Annotated in this window: 15 protein-coding genes and 1 pseudogene; 10 read left to right on the top strand and 6 right to left on the bottom strand. The window is 70.6% G+C overall.

Annotated elements, in window-relative coordinates; all coding sequences use genetic code 11:
- Positions 1–45 precede the first annotated feature (45 nt).
- Both CK951_RS20235 and CK951_RS20230 read left to right on the top strand, forming a co-directional pair.
- Positions 46–1,092, top strand: coding sequence for a hypothetical protein (locus CK951_RS20235; protein WP_096788025.1), 1,047 nt, complete (start codon positions 46–48; stop codon positions 1,090–1,092).
- A gap of 22 nt (positions 1,093–1,114) precedes the next feature.
- Positions 1,115–2,473 carry a sulfotransferase family protein gene (locus CK951_RS20230; protein ID WP_096788024.1) on the top strand — a complete coding sequence of 453 codons (1,359 nt, stop codon included), beginning with the start codon at positions 1,115–1,117 and terminating at the stop codon, positions 2,471–2,473.
- Between the two features lie 78 nt (positions 2,474–2,551).
- On the opposite strand, the gene CK951_RS20225 is transcribed toward CK951_RS20230, so the two are convergent.
- From CK951_RS20225 to CK951_RS20215, 3 genes are all read right to left on the bottom strand, one after another.
- Positions 2,552–3,556: a hypothetical protein gene (locus CK951_RS20225; protein ID WP_096788023.1), complete on the bottom strand. Its 1,005-nt coding sequence runs from the start codon at positions 3,554–3,556 to the stop codon at positions 2,552–2,554.
- On the bottom strand, positions 3,557–5,776 hold the full coding sequence (locus CK951_RS20220; protein WP_232520815.1) for a glycoside hydrolase family 99-like domain-containing protein: 2,220 nt from the start codon (positions 5,774–5,776) through the stop codon (positions 3,557–3,559).
- A gap of 118 nt (positions 5,777–5,894) precedes the next feature.
- A complete protein-coding gene (locus CK951_RS20215; RefSeq protein WP_096788022.1) occupies positions 5,895–6,695 on the bottom strand; it encodes an ABC transporter permease in 801 nt (266 codons plus the stop codon).
- A gap of 509 nt (positions 6,696–7,204) precedes the next feature.
- Between CK951_RS20215 and CK951_RS20210 the strand changes: the two genes are divergently transcribed.
- The 5 genes and pseudogenes from CK951_RS20210 (at position 7,205) to CK951_RS22180 (ending at position 11,875) form a co-directional block, all read left to right on the top strand.
- Positions 7,205–8,344 (top strand): sugar transporter, encoded by a 1,140-nt coding sequence (locus CK951_RS20210; RefSeq protein WP_096788093.1) that lies wholly within the window; start codon positions 7,205–7,207, stop codon positions 8,342–8,344.
- 17 nt (positions 8,345–8,361) lie between these two features.
- Positions 8,362–9,153, top strand: coding sequence for an ABC transporter ATP-binding protein (locus tag CK951_RS20205; RefSeq protein ID WP_232520813.1), 792 nt, complete (start codon positions 8,362–8,364; stop codon positions 9,151–9,153).
- Positions 9,154–9,337: 184 nt separating this feature from the next.
- Positions 9,338–10,837, top strand: coding sequence for a lipopolysaccharide biosynthesis protein (locus CK951_RS20200; RefSeq protein WP_198402524.1), 1,500 nt, complete (start codon positions 9,338–9,340; stop codon positions 10,835–10,837).
- Positions 10,824–11,354, top strand: a pseudogene (locus CK951_RS22185) (polysaccharide pyruvyl transferase family protein); the annotation flags it as partial. The gene CK951_RS20200 and the pseudogene CK951_RS22185, both read left to right, overlap by 14 nt.
- A gap of 296 nt (positions 11,355–11,650) precedes the next feature.
- Complete coding sequence (locus CK951_RS22180) at positions 11,651–11,875, top strand: polysaccharide pyruvyl transferase family protein (RefSeq protein WP_394341577.1); 225 nt, start codon at positions 11,651–11,653, stop codon at positions 11,873–11,875.
- A gap of 79 nt (positions 11,876–11,954) precedes the next feature.
- Here the strand turns inward: CK951_RS22180 and CK951_RS20190 are convergent, their stop codons facing one another.
- From CK951_RS20190 to CK951_RS20180, 3 genes are all read right to left on the bottom strand, one after another.
- A complete protein-coding gene (locus tag CK951_RS20190; protein WP_096788019.1) occupies positions 11,955–13,055 on the bottom strand; it encodes a glycosyltransferase in 1,101 nt (366 codons plus the stop codon).
- Positions 13,056–13,262: 207 nt separating this feature from the next.
- On the bottom strand, positions 13,263–14,327 hold the full coding sequence (locus CK951_RS20185; protein ID WP_096788018.1) for a ParB N-terminal domain-containing protein: 1,065 nt from the start codon (positions 14,325–14,327) through the stop codon (positions 13,263–13,265).
- A gap of 121 nt (positions 14,328–14,448) precedes the next feature.
- The gene (locus CK951_RS20180; protein ID WP_096788017.1) at positions 14,449–15,903 is read right to left on the bottom strand and encodes an AAA family ATPase; all 1,455 of its coding nucleotides are present in this window, start codon (positions 15,901–15,903) and stop codon (positions 14,449–14,451) included.
- An 822-nt stretch (positions 15,904–16,725) separates the two neighbouring features.
- Here CK951_RS20180 and CK951_RS20170 point away from each other — a divergent pair.
- From CK951_RS20170 to rfbC, 3 genes are all read left to right on the top strand, one after another.
- Positions 16,726–17,637: a replication initiator protein A gene (locus tag CK951_RS20170; protein WP_096788092.1), complete on the top strand. Its 912-nt coding sequence runs from the start codon at positions 16,726–16,728 to the stop codon at positions 17,635–17,637.
- Between the two features lie 41 nt (positions 17,638–17,678).
- Positions 17,679–18,617 carry a glycosyltransferase gene (locus CK951_RS20165; protein ID WP_096788016.1) on the top strand — a complete coding sequence of 313 codons (939 nt, stop codon included), beginning with the start codon at positions 17,679–17,681 and terminating at the stop codon, positions 18,615–18,617.
- Positions 18,618–18,686: 69 nt separating this feature from the next.
- Complete coding sequence (gene rfbC, locus CK951_RS20160; protein ID WP_096788015.1) at positions 18,687–19,250, top strand: dTDP-4-dehydrorhamnose 3,5-epimerase; 564 nt, start codon at positions 18,687–18,689, stop codon at positions 19,248–19,250.
- The last annotated feature ends 2 nt before the right edge of the window (positions 19,251–19,252 follow it).

Genomic DNA, 19,252 nt, shown 5'->3' with positions numbered 1-19,252 from the left:
CACGACAGCCGCAGGGGAACGCGGAGAGGGACGGGGAGGCACGGGATGCGCATGATCCTGCATGTCGGCATGCCGAAGACGGGGTCGAGTTCGATCCAGCGGCACCTGCACGGGACGGACCTCGGCCACGGCGTCTCCCTTGCCCGCTGGTCGGAACCCAACCATTCCACGCTCGTCTGGCTGCTGTTCCAGGACGAGGAGCGCCTGGGCGACTACCACGGCTTTTCCGCCCGGGGGCCCGCCTTCATGGCGAAGCTGCCGGCAATGAAGCAGCGATGGCTCGCCTCGCTGGAGGAGGATTGTGCCGCGAGCCGGAACGGGACGCTGATCCTCTCGGGCGAGGGGATGGCCACCCACGCCTGCGACAGTGCCCTGCACCGCCTGCGGGCCTTCCTGCGGGACCGCGCCAGGGAGGTCCGGGTCATCGGCTATGTCCGCAGTCCGCGCTCCTTTGCGGCGAGCCACTTCCAGCAGCTCCTGAAGGGCGGACGGATCTCGACCCTGGACGTGGCCTCGCTCTGGCCCGGATACCGCGAGCGGTTCGCACGGCTCGACGAACTGTTCGGACGGGAGAATGTCACCCTGCGCCCCTACGACCGGGACCGGCTTCGGGACGGCGACGTCGTGGCCGATTTCCTGCATCTGGCCGGCCTCGCCCCGCCCGCCGGGAAGAGCCCCGAGGCCAACACCTCGCTGAGCGCCGAGGCGACGGCGCTGCTCTATCTCCAGCGCAGCCGGGGAGAGGGTTTCCCGGCGGGCTTCCTGGGCGCGCTGCAGAGGAACGCGGACTTCATCAGCAGGCTCCGGACCATCGGACGCCGGAAGTTCGACTTCTCCGGGGAACTCTGGACGCCGGTGCTCGAGGCCAACCGGGCCGATCTCGACTGGATGGAGGAACGGCTGGGCGCAAGCCTCCCCGACCGGGCCGATCCCCGGGCCATCCAGATCGGCTCGGAAAGGGATCTGACGAGAACGGCGATGCAATCATATGCCGCGCTTGAAGAACTTGTCGCAAGCAGCATAGTCGAGACGGACCGCCTGGCAGCCGAAGACACCGCCTGCGCCGTCGATCTGCTTCGAAGACTTTCCTAAGAGAACAGGTTACCGAACATCCATGCCGCTCGACCAGGCTCCTCCGCCCCGCATCGCCCTCGTCGTCCTCGGCATGCACCGCTCCGGCACCTCGGCGCTGGCCGGGGTTCTCGGCCACATGGGCTGCGACCTGCCGCAGGACCTGATGCCCCCCACCGAGGCCAATCCCCGGGGCCATTTCGAATCCCTCAAGGTCTATTACCTGAACGACGCGATCCTGGCCTCGGCAGGCTCGTCCTGGGACGACTGGACCGCCTTCAACGACGAATGGTACCTCTCGCCCCGCTTCGCCGAGTTCCGCGCCCGGGCGGCCGAGGTCCTGACCGAGGAATTCGGCCGCTCCAGCCTGATCGTGCTGAAGGATCCCCGGATCTGCCGCCTGCTGCCGTTCTGGAAGCAGGTGCTGGCCGACGCGGGCTTCCGGCCGCTGTTCGTCTGCACCCACCGCGCGCCTTCCGAGGTGGCGGCCTCGCTCACCCGCCGCGAAGGCTGGCCCGAGGCACGCGGCCATCTGCTCTGGCTGCGGCACGTCCTCGAGGCCGAGGCCGGCACGCGCCGGGACGAGCGCATCTTCGTCTCGTATGATTCGCTCCTGTCGGACTGGCGCGCCACCGTGCAGCGCATCGCGGAGGGGCTCGGGCTGCACCTGCCCCGCAGCCTCGAGACGGCGGCCCCCGCCATCGACGACTTCCTGTCGGCCGAGCTGCGCCATTTCCGGCCCGGCGACGACCGGGGAGCGGCCAGCCTGCCGGACTGGATCCGCGAGCCCTATCGGATCCTCGGCCGCTGGTCGGACGACGGGGAGGCGACCGGGGACCAGGCGGCGCTCGATGCGATCCGCGCCGAGGTGGAGCGGGCGATGCCGATGCTCGACATGCTGGGCCGCGCCGTCGAATCCCGCTCGAAGATCGAGGAGTTCCGCTCCAGCCTGACCCTGCGGGAGCAGGAGATCGCGGAGCTGCGGGGCCAGTTGGCGAGCGATGCGGCCGCGAGGGCGGCCCTGCAGGAAGAGCTGGAACGCGCCCGTCAGGCGCAGGCCGAGTGCGAGGCCCGGCTGCGCCATGCCTCGCAGCATCTGGAATCCATGACCCGCCGGCTCGCGGCGGAAATGGAGCGCGGGCTGGCCGCCCAGCTGGCGACGCGGGAACGGCTGCCGCTGGTCGAGCGGCAGCTCGCCGACCTGGAGCATCAGCTGCTGCACAAGACTGCGCATGTCGCCGAACTGGAACGGCACGCAGGTGATCTCGAGACGGAACTCGCCCATGCCCGGCGCCATGTCGCCGAGATGGAGGCCCGCCACGCGGCGATCCTGTCCAGCACGTCCTGGAAGGTGACGCGCCCGATGCGGGCGGTGACGCAGGTCCTGTCGCGCCGGTCCTGACGGGCGCGCGCCCCGAGCGCCGAGGGTCCTCTGCCGCCGGACCCTCGTGGCGCCTCCCGGGTCCGGCCGACCGTGGCCTCAGCCGCTCAGGGCAGGCTTGCGGGCCCGGTACATCCAGCGGCAGCACCGGGTCCAGAACGAGGCCGCAAGGCCGTCGCGGAAGACCACCGTCTCGCCCGGCTCGCTCTGGCTGATGCGGAAGTCGGGCTGGACGGCCTTCACCCGCTCGGAAAGCCGGTCGTTGCGCCGCCGGGAATAGGTCGTCAGCTGCGCGAACTCGCCCCGGGTCCAGAGGCAGGGCGTCGCCTCCTCGCCATGTTCGGCGCGGAAGGCGCCCGTGGTGCTCTCGATCAGCCAGGCGGGGGCGCGGTCCGGTTCCGAGATGGCGCAGGCCGCCCATGTCGGCAACGACAGGGGCGAGACGTTCGACTGCCCGCCATGCACCACCTGGAGGGACGCACCGGACAGGCCGCATCCGAGATGATCGAGCATCGCGCCCACGATGCCGTCGGGATGCCGCCGGCAGGTGTCGAAGTCGAGGAAGGCGATCTCTTCCGGGGCGAAGGCCTCGAGCAGGTGATCGTAGAGCAGGTTGTAGTCGGTCCAGAGCCCGTCGGTCATGTCCTGCTTCAGGACCGACTGGATCATGACCGAGGGCTTGGGCGGCTGCCGCTCCTTGGAGGCCTGCAGATAGATCGACTGCATGAACTGCCACTGCTCGCGCAGGACGCAGACGACCGAGATGCCCTCGAACCCCGACAGCAGCTCGCGCACGGCGCGGAAATCCACCCGCGCCCCGGGCTTGCCGCGCGAGAATTCCTCGGAACTGAGGAACAGCGTGCCCGGGACATGGGCATAGTCCTTCGAAAGCTGCTTCAGCGTCTCGATGCTGCCGTTCGGGACGGCATAGATCTCGGGCAGCCGGTTCCATTCCATCACCAGCCCGTGGTGCCCGGCCACCCGGCTGAGCCGCGGGTAGATCACGCCGTGCTGCCGCAGCAGGGCGGCATTGTGCGCGAACATGTCCTGGATCGTGGTGGTCGCCGTCTTGTGCGTCCCGATGTGCAGAACGACCCGTGCCATTCAGTTCGACCTCATGCCTTGCGCGGGCGGCTCCGCGGGACGGGCGGCGGGCTCCGCCGCCCCCAGATGCTGCCGCATCACCTGGAGATTGAGATCGCCGAAGGTCAGGCTCGGCTCGAGCACCGCCTTTTCGGCCCATTCGTTCCAGGCGTTCACGAACAGCTCGCGGCGATAGGAGGCCGGCACGCGGCGGGCCAGCGCCCCCTCGAGCCAGAGGTTGAAGGTGGCGGGGTTGGCGCCATAGGCGACATGGGCCGCCGCCCCGCGGCGGGCGGTGTTGTCCCAGCCCGGCATGATGCCGGCGATGGTGTTCCTCGGCAGCGTACGGACATAGGTCTCGGACAGCGCCCGGCGCGCGACCGAGGCATAATCATAGACCAGCCCCCTGAAGGCGGGATCGATCTCGGCCGGCATCCGGTTGCCCTCGGGCCCCCCGAACAGGAAGTCGGGCCCCTTCACCAGCCCGTGCGGCGGCATCTCGACCCAGAAGTCGAAGACCCCCTCGGGCACCGGATGGGCGCCCTCGACATGGAAGCGCACGGCGCCCAGCTCGACCTCGCCGATCCCCTCGCGCCGCCAGGCCTCGCGCAGGCGCGCGATGCTCGCCTCGGGGTCGGGCATGTCCTCGGGGCGGTAGATCACGAAGCGCGGACGGCGCCCGTCGGGGCGGGCATAGCGCGGGTCGCGCAGACAGGGCGCGGTGTCGGCGGCAAGCTTCGCCTCGAAGCCCTCGGCATAGGTCTGCTCGAGCAGCACCGTGCCCGAGAGGCCGTCCCAGTTCCGCCGCCAGCTCTCGTTGGCCCAGCAGAGATAGAAGGGGAAGTCGATCCCGGGCCGCGCCATCAGCCGGTCGATCGGCGCCTCGAGGATGCGGCGGCCGTCGAACCAGTAGTGATAGACGCAGAAGGCGTCGATCCCGGCCGAGCGGGCGAGGCGCGCCTGCTCGCCCATCACCTCGGTCACGCGCAGGTCGTAGAAGCCGAGGTCCGAGGGCAGCATGGGCTGGAGGTGCCCGGCGAAGGCGGGCTGCGCCAGCACGGCCGAGCGCCATTCGGTGAAGCCCTTGCCCCACCAGGCGTCGTTCTCGGGCACCGGATGGAACTGCGGCAGGTAGAAGGCGCTGACGAAGGCGGGCCGCGCCGGGGCCGCCGGCAGCGCGCCGGGGCGGATCTGGCTGGTCTGCAGGATCTTCTGCCCGGCCCGGGCCGCCAGGTAGCCCAGCACCCGCTCGATCGCATGGGCGATGGTGCCGTCGACCTGGCCCTCCTCGGGGTCGAAATCCTCGGGGCGCAGCCGCAGGCTGCGCAGCAGCCCCAGCACCAGCGGCTTGACCCAGTAGATCGAGCCGGCGGGGAAGGAGAGCCTGTCGCGCTCCATCGGGATCTCGATGCGCTGCAGCAGGCGGCGCGTCGCCTCGACGTTCGAGCCCCACCATTCGGTGCCGGTATAGTGCTGGCCGTCGGCCACCCAGAAGGCCGCCGTGGGGTCGTTCACGAAGGCCTCGAGCTTCTCCTCGAGCCCCTTCTCGGGCAGGATCCCCTCGATCAGGTGGCGCCGCCAGATGTCGCCGTCCTGCCGGTGCGGCGACTTCTTCGTGTGGAACTTGCAGACGGCGCGGTAGCCGTCCAGCGCGCCCGCGTTGAGCAGCGTGAGGAACGGCAGGATGTCCCGCCCGCGGTTCGGCATCGGCGTGACGAAGGCCGCGGGAAACTCGGCGCGGATCGCCCGGGCCAGCTCGTCCGTCTCGTCCCCCCGGTAGGTCAGGGTGACGTAGAGGTCGAAGGGAAGGGTGAGCCGGCGCAGCCGCTCGGCGAATTCCGGCCAGAGGTCGGGATAGTAGACATGCACCACCACCGCATGGGGCGCGGTGGCGCGGCCCTGCTCGAAGCGGATCTGCGGCAGGCCGGTCGCGGGAAGCACCACGACCTCGGGCAGGTCCTTGGTCAGGCGCTGCTCCGCATGCCCGATGCGGATATAGTGCAGGAAGGGCGCGACCCTGGCCGCCGCCACGTCCGGGTGGTAGCGCAGATAGGCCTCGGGCGAGAAATCGGGATTGGGCCGGTAGCCCATGCGCTCGCCATAGGCGATGTAGTGCTTCTCGGGATAGCGCAGGTAGAGCGGGTTCAGCCCGGGATAGGCGCCGCGGTAATAGGTGCGGTCGAACAGGCCGCTCCTGCGGATCGCCCGGAGATAGCGCCGCTCCGACGGAGTCAGGGTCATCACCCTCGCCAGCCTGATCAGACGGCGGAGGGTTGCGGGTACGGACTCGGACATGGCCATCTCCAGGGTGAACGGCCGCTTCCTAGCAACAGCCTCAGGGGGACGCAAACCCGCCCGGTCAGGCGCCTTCGTTCAGAAGCATGCGGTGATGGCGCGTCAGCAGAAGCATGCCGAAGAACAGGCAGACGAGGGCCACCGAATAGGCATAGAGCGGAGAGGCCAGCCGCGCGTCATAGGTGGAGTAGAACCCCTCGCGCATCTTGGCGATGACATGGACGAGGGGGTTGAACCACAGCATCGAGCGGAAGGGCTCGGGCGTGGTCTCGAGCAGGAAGAAGATCCCCGACAGGATGAACATCGGCCGGTTCAGGATCGACCAGACCCGCTCCCAGACCGGGGCCACGCTGAAGAGATAGCAGTTCAGCGTCCCCACCCCCAGGGCGATCGCCCCCGCCATGCCGAAGGATTCGAGGATGGCCGGGATGTTCAGGCTGACGTTGAGATCGTAGAGCGCGATGATCCCGCTCATCACGATGACGAAGACCACGAGGGTGGTGATCGTGTTCAGCAGGAACCGGCTGAGGATCGCGTCGAAATAGCTGACCGTCGGATAGGCGAGGAGCGGCTTCGAATAGCGGATCGCCTGGCCGAGCTTCGAGGTGAGCGAGGCATAATAGGTGAAGGGCAGGAAGCCCGTGGCGTAGAAGAGGGCGAAGTTGCTGCCCAGCGGCGGCGTGCGCAGGACGAAGGAGAAGACGATCGTCATCAGCGCAAGCCCGCCCACCGGCTCGGCGATGGCCCAGAGATACCCGCCGGGCGAGCGGCCATAGCTCGTGGCCATCTCGCGCAGCATCAGCGACAGGACCGAGCGGCCCCAGACGAAGCCACGCCCCGAGAGAAGGCCGGAGAGGGTCACCATGATCTTCTGCGTTCCGTCCGTTGGAAGCGCCGCCCTTCGCCGGGCCGGCGGCGGCCGGCATAACATCACTTGCACCCAGCCATGTAAAGCTGGCATACCTTGCCCCTGATGATCCATCCCGAGCCAGCGAAACCGCCCCTGTGAACGCGTCCAAGCCGTCGGTGCCGCAGGCGACCCCTGCAGACCTGCGCTCCTCCCAGCCCTCCGCTTCGCCCGACGCGCCCGAGGCAGCGCCGGCCGCCCGGCCTGCGCCGCTGCAGCGGCCGCGGCCCGCGGGGGGGCAGGCGGCCGCAGGGCCACGCGGGGCCGGGGCCGCTGCAGCGGCGCGCGAGGCCGCGGGGACGATCCAGCCCGCCCAGGCGAAGGTGCCCCCGGTTCCGCCGCGGATGCCGCCGCTCACCGCTCCCGCCCCGGAGGTCGCCGCCCGCGGGGCGGAGCCTGCGACCCCCGCAAGGGGTCCGGGCCGTGCCAGGGCCGCGGCGAAGGCGGCAATGCTGCAGGACTTCAGCATCCCCGCCGTCGCCCCCGCCGCCACGGCCCGGCTGCGCCACCACGGCATCCTGGCCAGTTTCCTCGGCATCGTCGTGGCCCCCACTCTCGCGGCCAGCCTCTATCTCTTCGCCGTCGCGGACGACCAGTACACCTCGACCGTGGGCTTCTCGGTCCGGTCCGAGGACATGAGCTCGGCGCTCGACCTGCTCGGCGGCCTCGGCAGCCTCGGGCTTTCGGGCACGGGCGAGGCCTCGGATTCCGACATCCTCTACCAGTTCATCCAGAGCCAGGAGCTGGTGCAGCGGATCGACGCGACGGTCGACCTGCGCGCGATCTATTCCAAGCCGGCCTTCGACCCGGTCTTCGCCTTCGATCCAGACCGCGGCATCGAGGATCTGGTCGAGTACTGGCAGGACATGGTCCGCATCAGCTACGACAGCACCACGGGGCTGCTCGAGCTGCGCGTCCATGCCTTCGACCCGAAGGACGCCCAGACCGTGGCGCAGCTGATCCTCGACGAGTCGACCCGGATGATCAACGACCTCTCGGCGATCGCCCGGGCCGATGCCACGCGCTACGCCAAGGAGGAGCTCGACAAGTCCATCGAGCGGCTGCGGGACCAGCGCGTCGCCCTGACCGAGTTCCGCTCGCGCACCCAGATCGTCGATCCGAAGGCCGACATCCAGGGCCAGATGGGCCTGCTCAACACGCTGCAGCAGCAGCTGGCCGCCACCAGCATCGACATCAACCTGCTGCGCCAGACCACCCAGCCGAACGACCCCCGCATCGCCCAGAACGAGCGCCGCATCGCGGTGATCGAGGAGCTGATCCAGCGCGAGCGCGAGAAGTTCGGCATGGGCGGCGGGGCGGACGGCAAGGAAAGCGACTATTCCACCCTCGTGGGCGAATACGAACGGCTGAGCGTCGATCTGGAATTCGCCGAGAAGGCCTATGTCGCGGCGCTGACCAACTATGACGCCGCGGTCGCCGAGGCGCAGCGCATGAGCCGCTACATCGCGGCCTATGTCCGCCCGACGCTGGCCGAGGAATCGCTCTATCCGCAGCGCGGCCTGCTCAGCCTGCTGACCGGCGGCCTCGCGCTTCTCGTCTGGTCGATCGGGCTGCTGATCTACTACAGCGTGCGCGACCGGCGCTGAGCCAGGGAGGCCGGCCCTTGATCGAACTGCGCAACGTCTCCAAGAGCTATGTCCTGAACGGGACGCGCAAGGTGGTGGCGCGCAACCTGAACTTCACCTTCCCCACCGGCGAGAGCGTGGGTCTTCTCGGGCGCAACGGCGCGGGCAAGTCGAGCCTTCTGAAGATGATCGCCGGCACGATGCTGCCCGACAGTGGCGAGATCGTCTCGACCGGCACGATCTCCTGGCCGGTCGGCTTCTCGGGCAGCTTCCACCCCGAGCTGACCGGGGCGCAGAACGTCCGCTTCGTCGCGCGCCTCTACGGCGTCGACACCGAGGCGATGATCGAGTTCGTGCGCGACTTCGCCGAGATCGGCGAGCATTTCCACCTGCCGGTGCGCAGCTATTCCTCGGGGATGCGCTCGCGGCTGGCCTTCGGGACCTCGATGGCGGTGCCCTTCGACACCTACCTGATCGACGAGGTGACGGCGGTGGGCGACGCGGCCTTCAGCGCGAAAAGCAACGCGATCCTGCGCGAGCGGCTCGAGCGGAGCGGGGCGGTCATCGTCTCGCATTCGATGCCGCTGCTGAAGAAGCTCTGCACCTCGGGCGCGGTGCTGCATGAAGGGCAACTGTTCTACTACGACCGCATCGAGAAGGCCGTCGCCCATCACGAGCACATGATGCAGGGCGTGCTGCCCCCCTGGATGCGCAAGGGGGGTGGCCGGCGCGCCGCCCTGCGCCGGGCCGCCGCCGCCCGGGGCGAGGGCCGGATGGGGCGCAGGGACGCGGCCCCCGAGCCCGCGGCACCGGAGACTTCCGGCACCTGAGCGGGTGGCACGGCCCCGATGCCGCAGCGCGGCAAGCGGGCATCCGGCCAATCTATACAGCGTCTTCGGGATGAGGCATGGTCCGGCTCAACCTTTGGTTGGAGCCCTTCTTGCCGATGTCCGATGCCGTCCCGGCCCTGCCTTGTCCTGCTCCCCTCGCCCTCTTCCGGCCGGAGAGCCGGGCATGACGGAGACGGTCCTGGCGCCGTCCGACGGGCTGAAGCGCAAGACCGTCGTCGCGGTGCTCTGGTCCGTGCTCCGGACGGGCTGGACGACCCTGGCCACCTTCGTGCTCTTCGTCGTGCTGGCGCGCCTGCTCGGCCCGGCCGACTTCGGCGTCTTCGCCCTGGCGAGCCTCGTTCTCGAGGCGGCGCGGATCCTGGCCAATGCCGGCCTTGCCGATGCGGTCATCCGCGAGCGGGAACTGGACGAGACGCTGGCCGACACCGCCTTCTGGGCGGTTCTGGGCCTTTCGGCGCTGGCGGGCGCCGCGGCCTTCGCGGCGGCCCCGCTCTATGCGCGGATGCTGGGACAGGAGGAGGTCGCGGCGGTCATCCGCTGGCTCGCGGTGCTGCTGCCGGTCTCGGCGCTCGGCGCGATCCATGGCGCAAGGCTCGCGCGCGAGTTCCGCCAGAAGAGCCTCGCGCTGCAGGGCATGGTGACCAGCCTCGCCTCGGGGGTCGCCGCGGTCGCCGCGGCCTGGGCCGGCTGGGGGATCTGGGCGCTGGTGGTGCAGTCGGCGGTGGCCTCGACGCTCGGCGTGGGTCTCGCCTGGTGGAGCTTCCGCTGGCGGCCGGGGCTCGGCTTCCGCTGGTCGCGGCTGCGCGGCCTTCTGGGGTTCAGCGCCAGCATGGTGACGACGCAGCTGCTGTGGATGCTGCTGGTGCGGGTGCAGGACCTGTTCCTCGCCCGCTGGCACGGCACCGAGGCGGTCGGCACCTACCGCATCGCCTGGCGGCTGATCGAGCTGATCGGCCAGTCGGTGCTGGCGCCGGCGGGGTCGGTCGCGCTCGTGGCGCTGTCGCGGCTGCAGGGCGATCCCGTCCGCTTCGCCCGCGGCTACAACCGCATCCTGGGCGCCGCGGGGCTTGCCGTCTTCCCGATGATGTTCGGCTTCGGCGCCCTCGCGCCCGAGGTCTTCCCGCTGCTCTTCGGCGAGACCTGGGCCGGCGCCGCGCCGGTCGCCATGGTGCTGGTGCTGATGGCCGTGCCCTTCGTCACCAACTTCTTCGCCGGCCCCGCGCTGGCCGCGGTGAACCGGGCGCAGTCGGTGCTGGCGGTGGCGGCGCTGCAGTTCGCGGCGACACTGGTGCTGACCGCGGCGCTGGTGCCCTTCGGGCTGATGGCGGTGGCCGCGGCCTATGTGCTGCGCGCCTATCTCACCCTGCCCGTCCAGCAGGTCGCGCTGAGGCGCCATGCGGGCGTCGAGCCGCGCGACACGGCGGCGGCGCTGGCCCCGCCGCTTCTGGCGTCGCTGGGCATGGCGGCGGGGGTCTGGATGGCCAAGGACCCGCTCGCCCTCTGGCTGGGCGCGGGCTGGCCGATGGTGGCCGGGGCGGTGGTGCTTGGCGTGCTGCTCCATGCCGGGCTGATGCTGCTTCTCGGCCGGCCGATGCTGCGCGAACTGGCCGACCTTGCCCGGTCGATGAAATCCGAACCGAGGGACGCCGATGCAGGCCGCTGACCCCCTGACCGCCCCTGCCCCCTCCGTCACCCACCGCGAGGTGATCTTTCGCCTGCAGGCCGCCATCGATGCGGCGCTGGCCCCCGTCCTGCCCGCGCTCGCGGCGGAGCCCTTCGCGCTGCTCGACTTTCCCGACCATGCAAATGTCGGCGACAGCGCGATCTGGCTGGGCGAACTGGCCTGGCTGACGCGCAACGCGGGCCGGGCGCCGGCCCTCACCTGCCGCTTCGACGATCCCGCGGATCGGCTGGACCGCCTGCCGCCGGGACCGATCCTGCTGCACGGCGGCGGCAATTTCGGCGATGTCTGGCCACAGCACCAGCTGTTCCGCGAGGCGGTTCTGGCCCGCTTCCCCGGCCGCCCGGTGGTGCAGATGCCGCAATCGATCCATTACGGGGATGCCACCGCCCTCGCCCGCACCGCCCGCGTCATCGAGCGCCACGGCGCCTTCACGCTGCTGGTGCGCGACCGGCCGAGCATGGAACTCGCCCGGCGCCATTTCCCCTGCGAGGCCCGGCTCTGTCCCGACATGGCCTTCGCGCTGGGAGAGCTGCCGCGCCCGGCCGCGCCGGACCTCGACGTGCTGCTGCTGCTGCGCACCGACAGGGAGGCGGTCGGCGGGCCTGCGCCGGCCGACCTGCCCGCGGACTGGCCGGTCGAGGACTGGCTGACGGACGATCCCGGCCTGTATCGCGCGGCCCTGCGCCGGACCCGCCTCGGCGCGGTCCTGAGCCTCGACCCGCCCGCCTGGGCCGGGCGGCCCGCGGGCTGGACCTGGCGAACCGGCTGGCCCGGGCGCGGCTCGGGCGCGGGGTGGCGCAGCTGTCGCGGGCGCGCTTCGTCATCACCGACCGGCTGCATGTCCATGTCGTGGCCACCCTGCTCGGGCTGCCGCATGTCTTCCTGGACAACAGCTACGGCAAGATCGGGCGGTTCGCGGACAGCTTCGGCACAGGGTGGAACGGATGCAGCCGCGCCGCGAGCCGCGCCGAGGCGGTGGCGGTCGCCCGGCGCCATCTGGCGACCGCCGGGGGCTGACCCGCGCGGATCGACGGGACGCCCCCGGCCCCGGGGTGCGCGGAGCGGCGGCCCGTGACGTCCGCGCGGCACGCGGGGATCAGGCGCGGCGCCGGTCCTCGGCCGGACAGGCGGGAACCGGAACCCGCGCCAGGGCCTGCGGGTGCCGCGGACGCCCGAGCGATGCGAGAAGGCGCCGACGCCACTCCGCCGCCCAGCCTGCGGGATGCGGGACGGCGGCCGCGGCTTCCCTCCGTGCGGTCCGGAAATCCCGCAGGGCCCCGCGCATGTAGTTGTAGTGAATCCAGTTCTCCAGCCAGTCGCGCGTGATGCTCCGGGACGCGCCGAAGTGGCAGGACGCACCCTTCACAAGCACCGTCCGCCAGATCCAGCCCGGCGCGCCCAGAAGATGCCTGCGCCCCGGCGCGGGCGGAGGCCCCATCGAGCTGGGCCTTCCGGTCCGGGCAAGGAAGGCCCAGGTCTCGCCCGCCGACCGGAAATAGGCGGCCACGTAGCGGGGCGTCAGGCGCTCGGCGGGGATCACGTGCCGGACAAGGGCGTCCGGGATCCAGATGCCCCGTCCGCCCGCCTCGAGGATCGCCAGCAGGACCGTGGTTTCCTCGCCCAGCCGCGGCCGTCCGGGCGCGACCCCCAGTTCCGGATCGTAGCGGTGGCGGCGCTGCTCGTCGGTGCGCACCGCGAAATTGGCCCCGAAGGGAAGATCGACCGAGCCGCGCTCGAAGACAAGCTCGGTCGGCGACAGGTCGCGCTCGGCCATCAGGAAGCGCAGCAGGTCACGGTTCCCCGACACCCAGCCCGGCACCTCGCCATCGAACACCGGCTCCACCCGGCCGCCGAAGAAGGAGGCGCCGGGATGGCGACGGAAGGCATCGGCATAGGCCGCAAGCCAGCCGCGGTCGACCAGCACGTCGTCATCCGTCCAGCAGATGTAGCGGCCCTGCGCCTCCGAGAGGCCGCGGTTGCGGGCATGCGACAGGCCGGGGACGGGCTCGAGGATGCGGCGGATCGGCAGGCGGCCGGAGAACGCGGCGACCACCTCGGCCGTGCGATCCGTGCTGGCGTTGTCGACGATCAGGATTTCCCAGTCCGCGGCGGGCCGCTGCATCCTTTCCGCCGTCCGGAGGGTGCGCCCCAACTGTTCGGCACGGTTTCTCGTGCACAGGACGATACTCAACAACATCGAATGAACGCCTTCTGCGCCCGCCACGACCCGATATGGCTAAACCCCGTAAAACCTGTCCGAATGGGACTATCGCCCCCTTCTACTTTCGGTGGTTTTTTCCGCCATTTCAATCCAAAAGCTTGCAGCCCCCCGAAGCGGATCGCTTCAGGATTGCGTCACCCCAACCTGCCCGGTGATATCCGCGAAAGGGGCCGCCGGCCCGGGCTAGCCCTGCCCGGCCAGCCAGTCGCGCAGCCGGTCCCGGAACCCCTCGTCGACCGCGGGGCCGAACAGCACCAGCTCGCCCCCGCGGGCGCCCTTCAGGAAGACGCCGGGCCGGATCTCGGCCGCCGCCGCCGCGGCGGGACGGGTCCGGCGGGGCGCGGGGCTGTCGCAGGGCGCGGGGGCGGCTTCGGCCGGGGCCGCGCCGGCCGAAGCCGGATCGGGCTGCCCTGCCCCGGCCACGGCCTCGGCGATCAGCGCCAGCTCGGCCTCGGCCGTGTCCGGCCCGGCGGCCGCCAGCCGCGCCGCGAGCCCCTCGGCGAAGTCCGGTTCCTCCTCGATCCGCCGCGCCAGCGCCAGCCCCAGCCGCTCCGGCAGCGCCGCCGGAAAGCGCAAGGCCCCGTCGAGCGCCTGGTAGATCCCGAGGAACGAGCCGATCTTCGACCGCCGGGCTCGGCTCGCCGAGGCGTAAAGCTGCTGGAGCGCCGCCTTCTCGGTCGGAAACACCCCTGCCTCGACCGCCTTGGCCGCGATCCGCGCCCGTTCGAAATAGGACAGCCCGAGGCGGATCTCGTTCTCCTCGACCATCGCCACATAGGCCTCGGCGGCGGTCTCGGGCCGGCGCAGGATGGCCAGCACGCTGGCGAAGCGTTCCTCTCCGGTCGTGGCCAGCAGGCGGCGCAGCGCGGTCACCCGCCGCCAGCCCGAGATCAGGCCGAAGCGGCCCTCGCCCATGTCGGCGACCTCGATCGGGCTGCGCTGGCCGTGGCTGGCAAGGCTCGCCATCAGGCTGTCGAGTTCCTCGGCCTCGATGCCCAGCCGGTCGCGCACCAGCCAGGACTCCTCGACCCGGTCAAGCGCCAGCCGCAGCACGAGACGCCCCTCGGCGCGGGCCGAGGTCAGTTCTTCCGCCACCTCGCGCAGCGCGGCGGTGGCGGCGGCCTCGCCGGTGACGCGGCTGATCGGGGCAGGGGCCAGGCCCGGGCCGAGCAGGGGTTTCGCCTCGGGCGCCGCGGGGGCGGCGAACCCGCCCATCGGCGGCACTGTCAGTCGCTTGCGCTTGGCCATGGGCCGATCCTTCCTGTCCCTGCGGCGGATTTGTTTCGCGCGCGAAACATTTTGCCCCGCCTCATCCCGCCTGCTTCCCCACCGATTTGTTTCGCGCGCGAAACATTTCCGGGGGTGCGGCTCACTCCGCCGCCTCGGCTGCCGCCAGTTCCTCGCGCCGCCAGATGCCCATCAGCAACCGCTTGAAGGCGGCATAGGTGGCGTCGAAGGTCTCGCGGCCGCGGATGTAGGTGTCGCGGTTGAAGTCGCGGTAATCGGCCTCGTAGATGCCGTTCACCTGCTCGCCGGCCTGGCCGATCAGCGCGGTGAAATCCTGCCGGACCGGGCTCATGGTGCGGCCCATGTAGGCCTGCATCAGCGCCGCCATCTCGCCCTGCTGCGCGCCGTCGAAGCGCGTCAGCACCGCCCGCACCGCATCCCATTCGAACGACAACTCCTCGCGGCCGAGCGCGCGGGCGGCGATGTTCTCGCCCTCCTCGATCGAGCGGAAGGTGGAATGCAGCATGTCGAAGAAGCGCCCCGTCGAGTCGAACTCCAGAAACGAGGCGCCGAGCGGCACCAGCAGGATGTCGGCCGCGGCCAGCCCGTTGATGGTCAGGTAGCCGAGGGCAGGGGGGGTGTCGATGAAGATCACGTCGTAGCGGTCAAGCACGCCATCCTCGCCCAGCACATCCGTGAGCGCGTCCCAGAGCTTCCAGCTGCGCCCCTGCATTCGCCACACGGGGATCTGGAACTCGGCCCAGTAGAGGTTCAGCTGCGCGCCGATCAGGTCGATGTTGGGCCAGTGGGTCTTTGCGATGAGATCCCCCGCGCGGATCTTCAGCGCCTCGGTCAGCGTCTCGTCCATCGGCACCGGCGCCTCGCCGCGCGAGACGCGCAGGCGGTTCTCGGACTGCAGGTGGCCGGCGTAGTGGCGCGCGAGGAGCGGGAAGACCGTGCCCCATTCGTCCGCCACGCGGCCGCCGAAGATCGAGGTCATCGAGCCCTGGCTGTCCAGATCGATCACCAGCACCCGGTAGCCGTCGAGCGCGGCCGACATGGCGAGATGCGCGGCGGTAGAGGTCTTGCCGACGCCGCCCTTGAAGTTCGCCACCGCCACCAGTTTCGCGGGCAGGCCCGCGGGGCGGTAGGGGCGGTATTCCTTGGCCTTGGAGCCTTCGGCGGCGAAGTGGGCGCGGAGCCGCAGCACCTCGTCCAGCGTGAACCACTTGGCGCCGCCCTCGGTCTCCGAGATGCCCTGCGGCAGGTCGGGATTGGCCTTCAGCACGCGGCGGAAATGCGCGGTGGCGACCGGGATCAGGTAGCGCGTGATCTCCCAGGTCGAGAACAGGCGCAGGCTCCGGCGGCCCTCCTCGTCCAGTCCGCGCGAGGCCAGGTCGTCGCGCCCCTGGGCGCAGGAGCGGGCGATCTCGGCGAAGCCCGCGGTGGTCAGCGGCGCCTCGAGTTCGGCCAGCGCCGCATCGGGCGAGATGTTGAAATAGGGCGGCAGCGGCACCTGCGGCTCGCGCGCGGGCGGCCCCTTGCGCAAGTCCACCCGGCCGCGCGCGGCGGTCTTCCGTCCCCTGGTCTCTGCCATGCCTGTCCCCTTTTCCGGGTCATCTGCTCATTTTACGGCAAAGTATCACCTTTTTGCTGACATGGCAATTTTCTGCGCACACGGTGCAACAACTTTCTGATTTTCATGGCTGATTTCCGCCACTTGCGCGGGCGGCCAGCTGGGTCTTTCCCGCGCGCCGTGGCCGGCCTGCATCAGTTAGTTTCGGGTTATATATAGTTACGCGATCCGGCGGATTCGTCCAAGCCCTTGAGGGGCCGGGGAAAACGGACGGGTCCGGAGAGGCCGGGCGACTCCGGAACCCCGAAGCTCCGACTCCGAAGCCACGCTTCCGCGACTCCGGAACCCCGATCTTTCGGAGCGCTGCGGGCGGGCCGTGCTGGACGGAGGGGGCGCTTGGGCGTAGGCTCGGTGTCATCGAAACCACGAAGGCGCGAGACATCCCGGGATCACATCGGGGGCCGCGCCGTCGAGCAGGCACAGGCGACGCGAATGCAGGAGACAGGCGGACGGCGGAAGGCCGCCGCTGCCCGGACGGGTGCGCAGGACACCCGGCGGGCGGGGCATCCTGCCGACCCGACCCCGACCGGTGAGACCGGGACGGGGCAGGGGGGCAGGGGGACGACCGGGACCGGCCCGGACCTGCGGGGCGATCCCGCCGAGGGCCCGACGGGCCGGATCGTCCGCGGCCGGCGGCCCGCGGCGGGGCAGGGGGAGGCCGGAGCCTTGGCCCGGACGGGCGCGCGCCAGGCCGCCGCGGTCCCCGAAGAGCCCGCTGCCCGGCCGCCCGAGACCACGGACTTCTTCATCTGCGACATCCTCGATGCGCTGCCCAAGGACGACATGGCCTCGATGGAGCATCCTGTCTTCTCGCTGGCCACAAGGCCCGACCTGCGCGTGCTCGACTATTCCCACAACGGGGTCCGCATCACGGTGACGCCCTCGGTGCGCGGCCTCGCCACGCTCTTCGACAAGGACATCCTGATCTACTGCATCAGCCAGCTCATGGCCGCGCTGAACGCCGGCCGCGCCATCAGCCGCACGCTGCACCTGACCGCGCATGACCTGATGACGGCGACGAACCGCGAGACCAGCGGCGACGGCTACCAGCGCCTGCGCGAGGCCTTCGAGCGGCTGGCGGGCACCCGCATCACCACCAACATCGAACAGGGCGGCCGGGAGATCACCACCGGCTTCGGCCTGATCGAGAGCTGGCAGATCGTGCGCCGCTCGCGCGGGGGGCGCATGGTGCAGGTGATGGTCACCCTCTCGGAGTGGCTGTTCCAGGCGGTGCTCACGAAATCGGTCCTCACGCTCAGCCGCGACTATTTCCGGCTGCGAAAGCCGCTCGAGCGGCGGATCTACGAACTGGCGCGCAAGCACTGCGGCCACCAGCCGGAATGGCGGGTCTCGATCGCCACGCTCGCCAAGAAGTCAGGCTCGGCTTCGCCGCTCCGGGTCTTCCGCAAGATGATCCGCGACATGATCGAGGCCAATGCGCTGCCGGGCTACCTGCTCGCCGAGGAGCCGGGCGACATGCTCTGCGTCACCCGTCGCGAGGCGGTGCTGGCGCCGGGCCTCGCGCCTTCGCTGCGCGAGGCCACGCTCGAGAAGGTGCGGGCGCTGATGCCGGGCTGGGACGTCCATGCGCTGGTCGCGGAATGGCAGTCCTTCTGGCACCGCAGCGGCCAGCCCCGGCTGAGATCCGCCGATGCCGCCTTTCTCGGCTGGGTCGAACGCCGGGCGGGAGCTTGAGGATGCTGCCCTTGCCGCAGCGCGGCGCTATAGGAGAGCCCATGACCGAGTCCCATCCTCCCCGGATCGCCATCCTGCTTGCCACCTACAACGGGGCGGCAAACCTCGACGAGCAGCTGGAAAGCTATGCCGCCCAGCATCTGCGCCCCGCGATGCTGATCGTGAGCGACGACGGCTCGGCCGATGCCACGCGCGAGCGGGTGGCGGCCTTCGCCGCGCGCCACCCCTGGCTCGAGGTGCGGCTGATCGACGGACCCTGCCAGGGCTCGGCGAAGAACTTCCTGCACCTCCTGGGCCAGGTTCCGCCCGAGGCCGACATGATCGCCCTCTCGGACCAGGACGACGTCTGGCTGCCCGACAAGCTTGCCCGCGGGGCGAGGGCGCTGGCCGCGGAGCCCGCCGACCTGCCCGTCCTCTATGGCGGTTCGAGCTGGATCTGCGATGCCGATCTCGGCAACCGCCGGCCCTATCCGCTGCCGCAGCGCGCGCCGGGCTTCCGCCATGCGCTGGTGCAGAACATCGCCGGCGGCAACACGATGATGCTGAACCGCGGCGGCATCGATCTGCTGGCCGAGGCCAGCCGCGAGCCCGGCCGCCTCGTGGTGCATGACTGGTGGATCTACCAGATCGTCTCGGGCGCCGGCGGGCGGGTGATCTTCGATCCGGTGCCGTTGCTGCTTTACCGCCAGCACGGCGGCAACCTGATCGGGGCGAACCACGGGCTTGCCGCGAAGAAGCGCCGGCTGATGATGCTGCTGAGCGGCCGGTTCCGGCAGTGGAACTCGATCAACATCCGCGCGCTCCGCGCCTCGGCCCACCGGCTCACCCCCGAGAACCGCCGGCTGCTGCAGGAGTTCGACGCGCTGCGCCGGGCGGGCCCGTTCAACCGGCTGCGCCGCCTGAACCGGATCGGGCTCTACCGGCAGGGCCTGCCGGGCAGCATGTCGCTCTGGCTGGCGGCGGTCCTGGGCCGGATCTGAGGCCGGGACGCGTGGACAGGCTCCGGCCGAGTTGCTATCCAGCAAGCGGTTCGAAGCAGGGGATTTCAGGTGAAGATCGAAGAGACGGAACTGCCGGGTGTCCTGATCCTGACGCCCAGGGTGTTCGGCGATGCGCGGGGCAGCTTCTGCGAATCCTGGAACCGGGCGACCCTTGCCGGCCTCGGGATCGACCTCGACTTCGTGCAGGACAACCAGTCGATCAGCGTTCCCGTCGGCACGGTGCGCGGCCTGCATTACCAGGCGCCGCCGCATGCCCAGGACAAGCTGGTGCGCGTGGGCCATGGCGCGATCCTCGACGTGGCGGTCGACGTGCGGGTGGGCTCGCCCACCTACGGCAAGTGGGTGGGGGTGGAGCTTTCGGCCGAGAACGCCCGCCAGCTTCTGGTGCCCAAGGGCTTCCTGCACGGCTTCGTCACGCGGGCGCCCGCGACGGTCGTGCTTTACAAGACCACCGACGTCTATGCGCCCGACTGCGACGGGGCGGTGCATTTCGCCGATCCCGACCTCGGCGTGGACTGGGGCATCGACCCCGCCACGGCGATCCTTTCCGACAAGGACGCCCGCGCGCCGCGCTTCGCGGACTGGACCAGCCCCTTCACCTACGAGGCCTGAGC

Origin of the sequence: Rhodobacter sp. CZR27 (assembly GCF_002407205.1) — a bacterium.
GTDB lineage: Bacteria > Pseudomonadota > Alphaproteobacteria > Rhodobacterales > Rhodobacteraceae > Cereibacter_A.
The sequence above is the reverse complement of the archived record's forward strand: the minus strand, read 5'-3'. Positions and strand labels throughout refer to the sequence as shown.

Bases quoted from the DNA above. Each gene is read 5' to 3' on its own strand.
- CK951_RS20180 (WP_096788017.1), bottom strand. From the start codon at position 15,903: ATGGCAGAGACCAGGGGACGGAAGACCGCCGCGCGCGGCCGGGTGGAC.
- CK951_RS20230 (WP_096788024.1), top strand. From the start codon at position 1,115: ATGCCGCTCGACCAGGCTCCTCCGCCCCGCATCGCCCTCGTCGTCCTC.
- CK951_RS20225 (WP_096788023.1), bottom strand. From the start codon at position 3,556: ATGGCACGGGTCGTTCTGCACATCGGGACGCACAAGACGGCGACCACC.
- CK951_RS20220 (WP_232520815.1), bottom strand. From the start codon at position 5,776: ATGACCCTGACTCCGTCGGAGCGGCGCTATCTCCGGGCGATCCGCAGG.
- CK951_RS20185 (WP_096788018.1), bottom strand. From the start codon at position 14,327: ATGGCCAAGCGCAAGCGACTGACAGTGCCGCCGATGGGCGGGTTCGCC.
- CK951_RS20235 (WP_096788025.1), top strand. From the start codon at position 46: ATGCGCATGATCCTGCATGTCGGCATGCCGAAGACGGGGTCGAGTTCG.
- CK951_RS20190 (WP_096788019.1), bottom strand. From the start codon at position 13,055: ATGTTGTTGAGTATCGTCCTGTGCACGAGAAACCGTGCCGAACAGTTG.
- CK951_RS20165 (WP_096788016.1), top strand. From the start codon at position 17,679: ATGACCGAGTCCCATCCTCCCCGGATCGCCATCCTGCTTGCCACCTAC.
- CK951_RS20215 (WP_096788022.1), bottom strand. From the start codon at position 6,695: ATGGTGACCCTCTCCGGCCTTCTCTCGGGGCGTGGCTTCGTCTGGGGC.
- CK951_RS20200 (WP_198402524.1), top strand. From the start codon at position 9,338: ATGACGGAGACGGTCCTGGCGCCGTCCGACGGGCTGAAGCGCAAGACC.
- CK951_RS20170 (WP_096788092.1), top strand. From the start codon at position 16,726: ATGGCCTCGATGGAGCATCCTGTCTTCTCGCTGGCCACAAGGCCCGAC.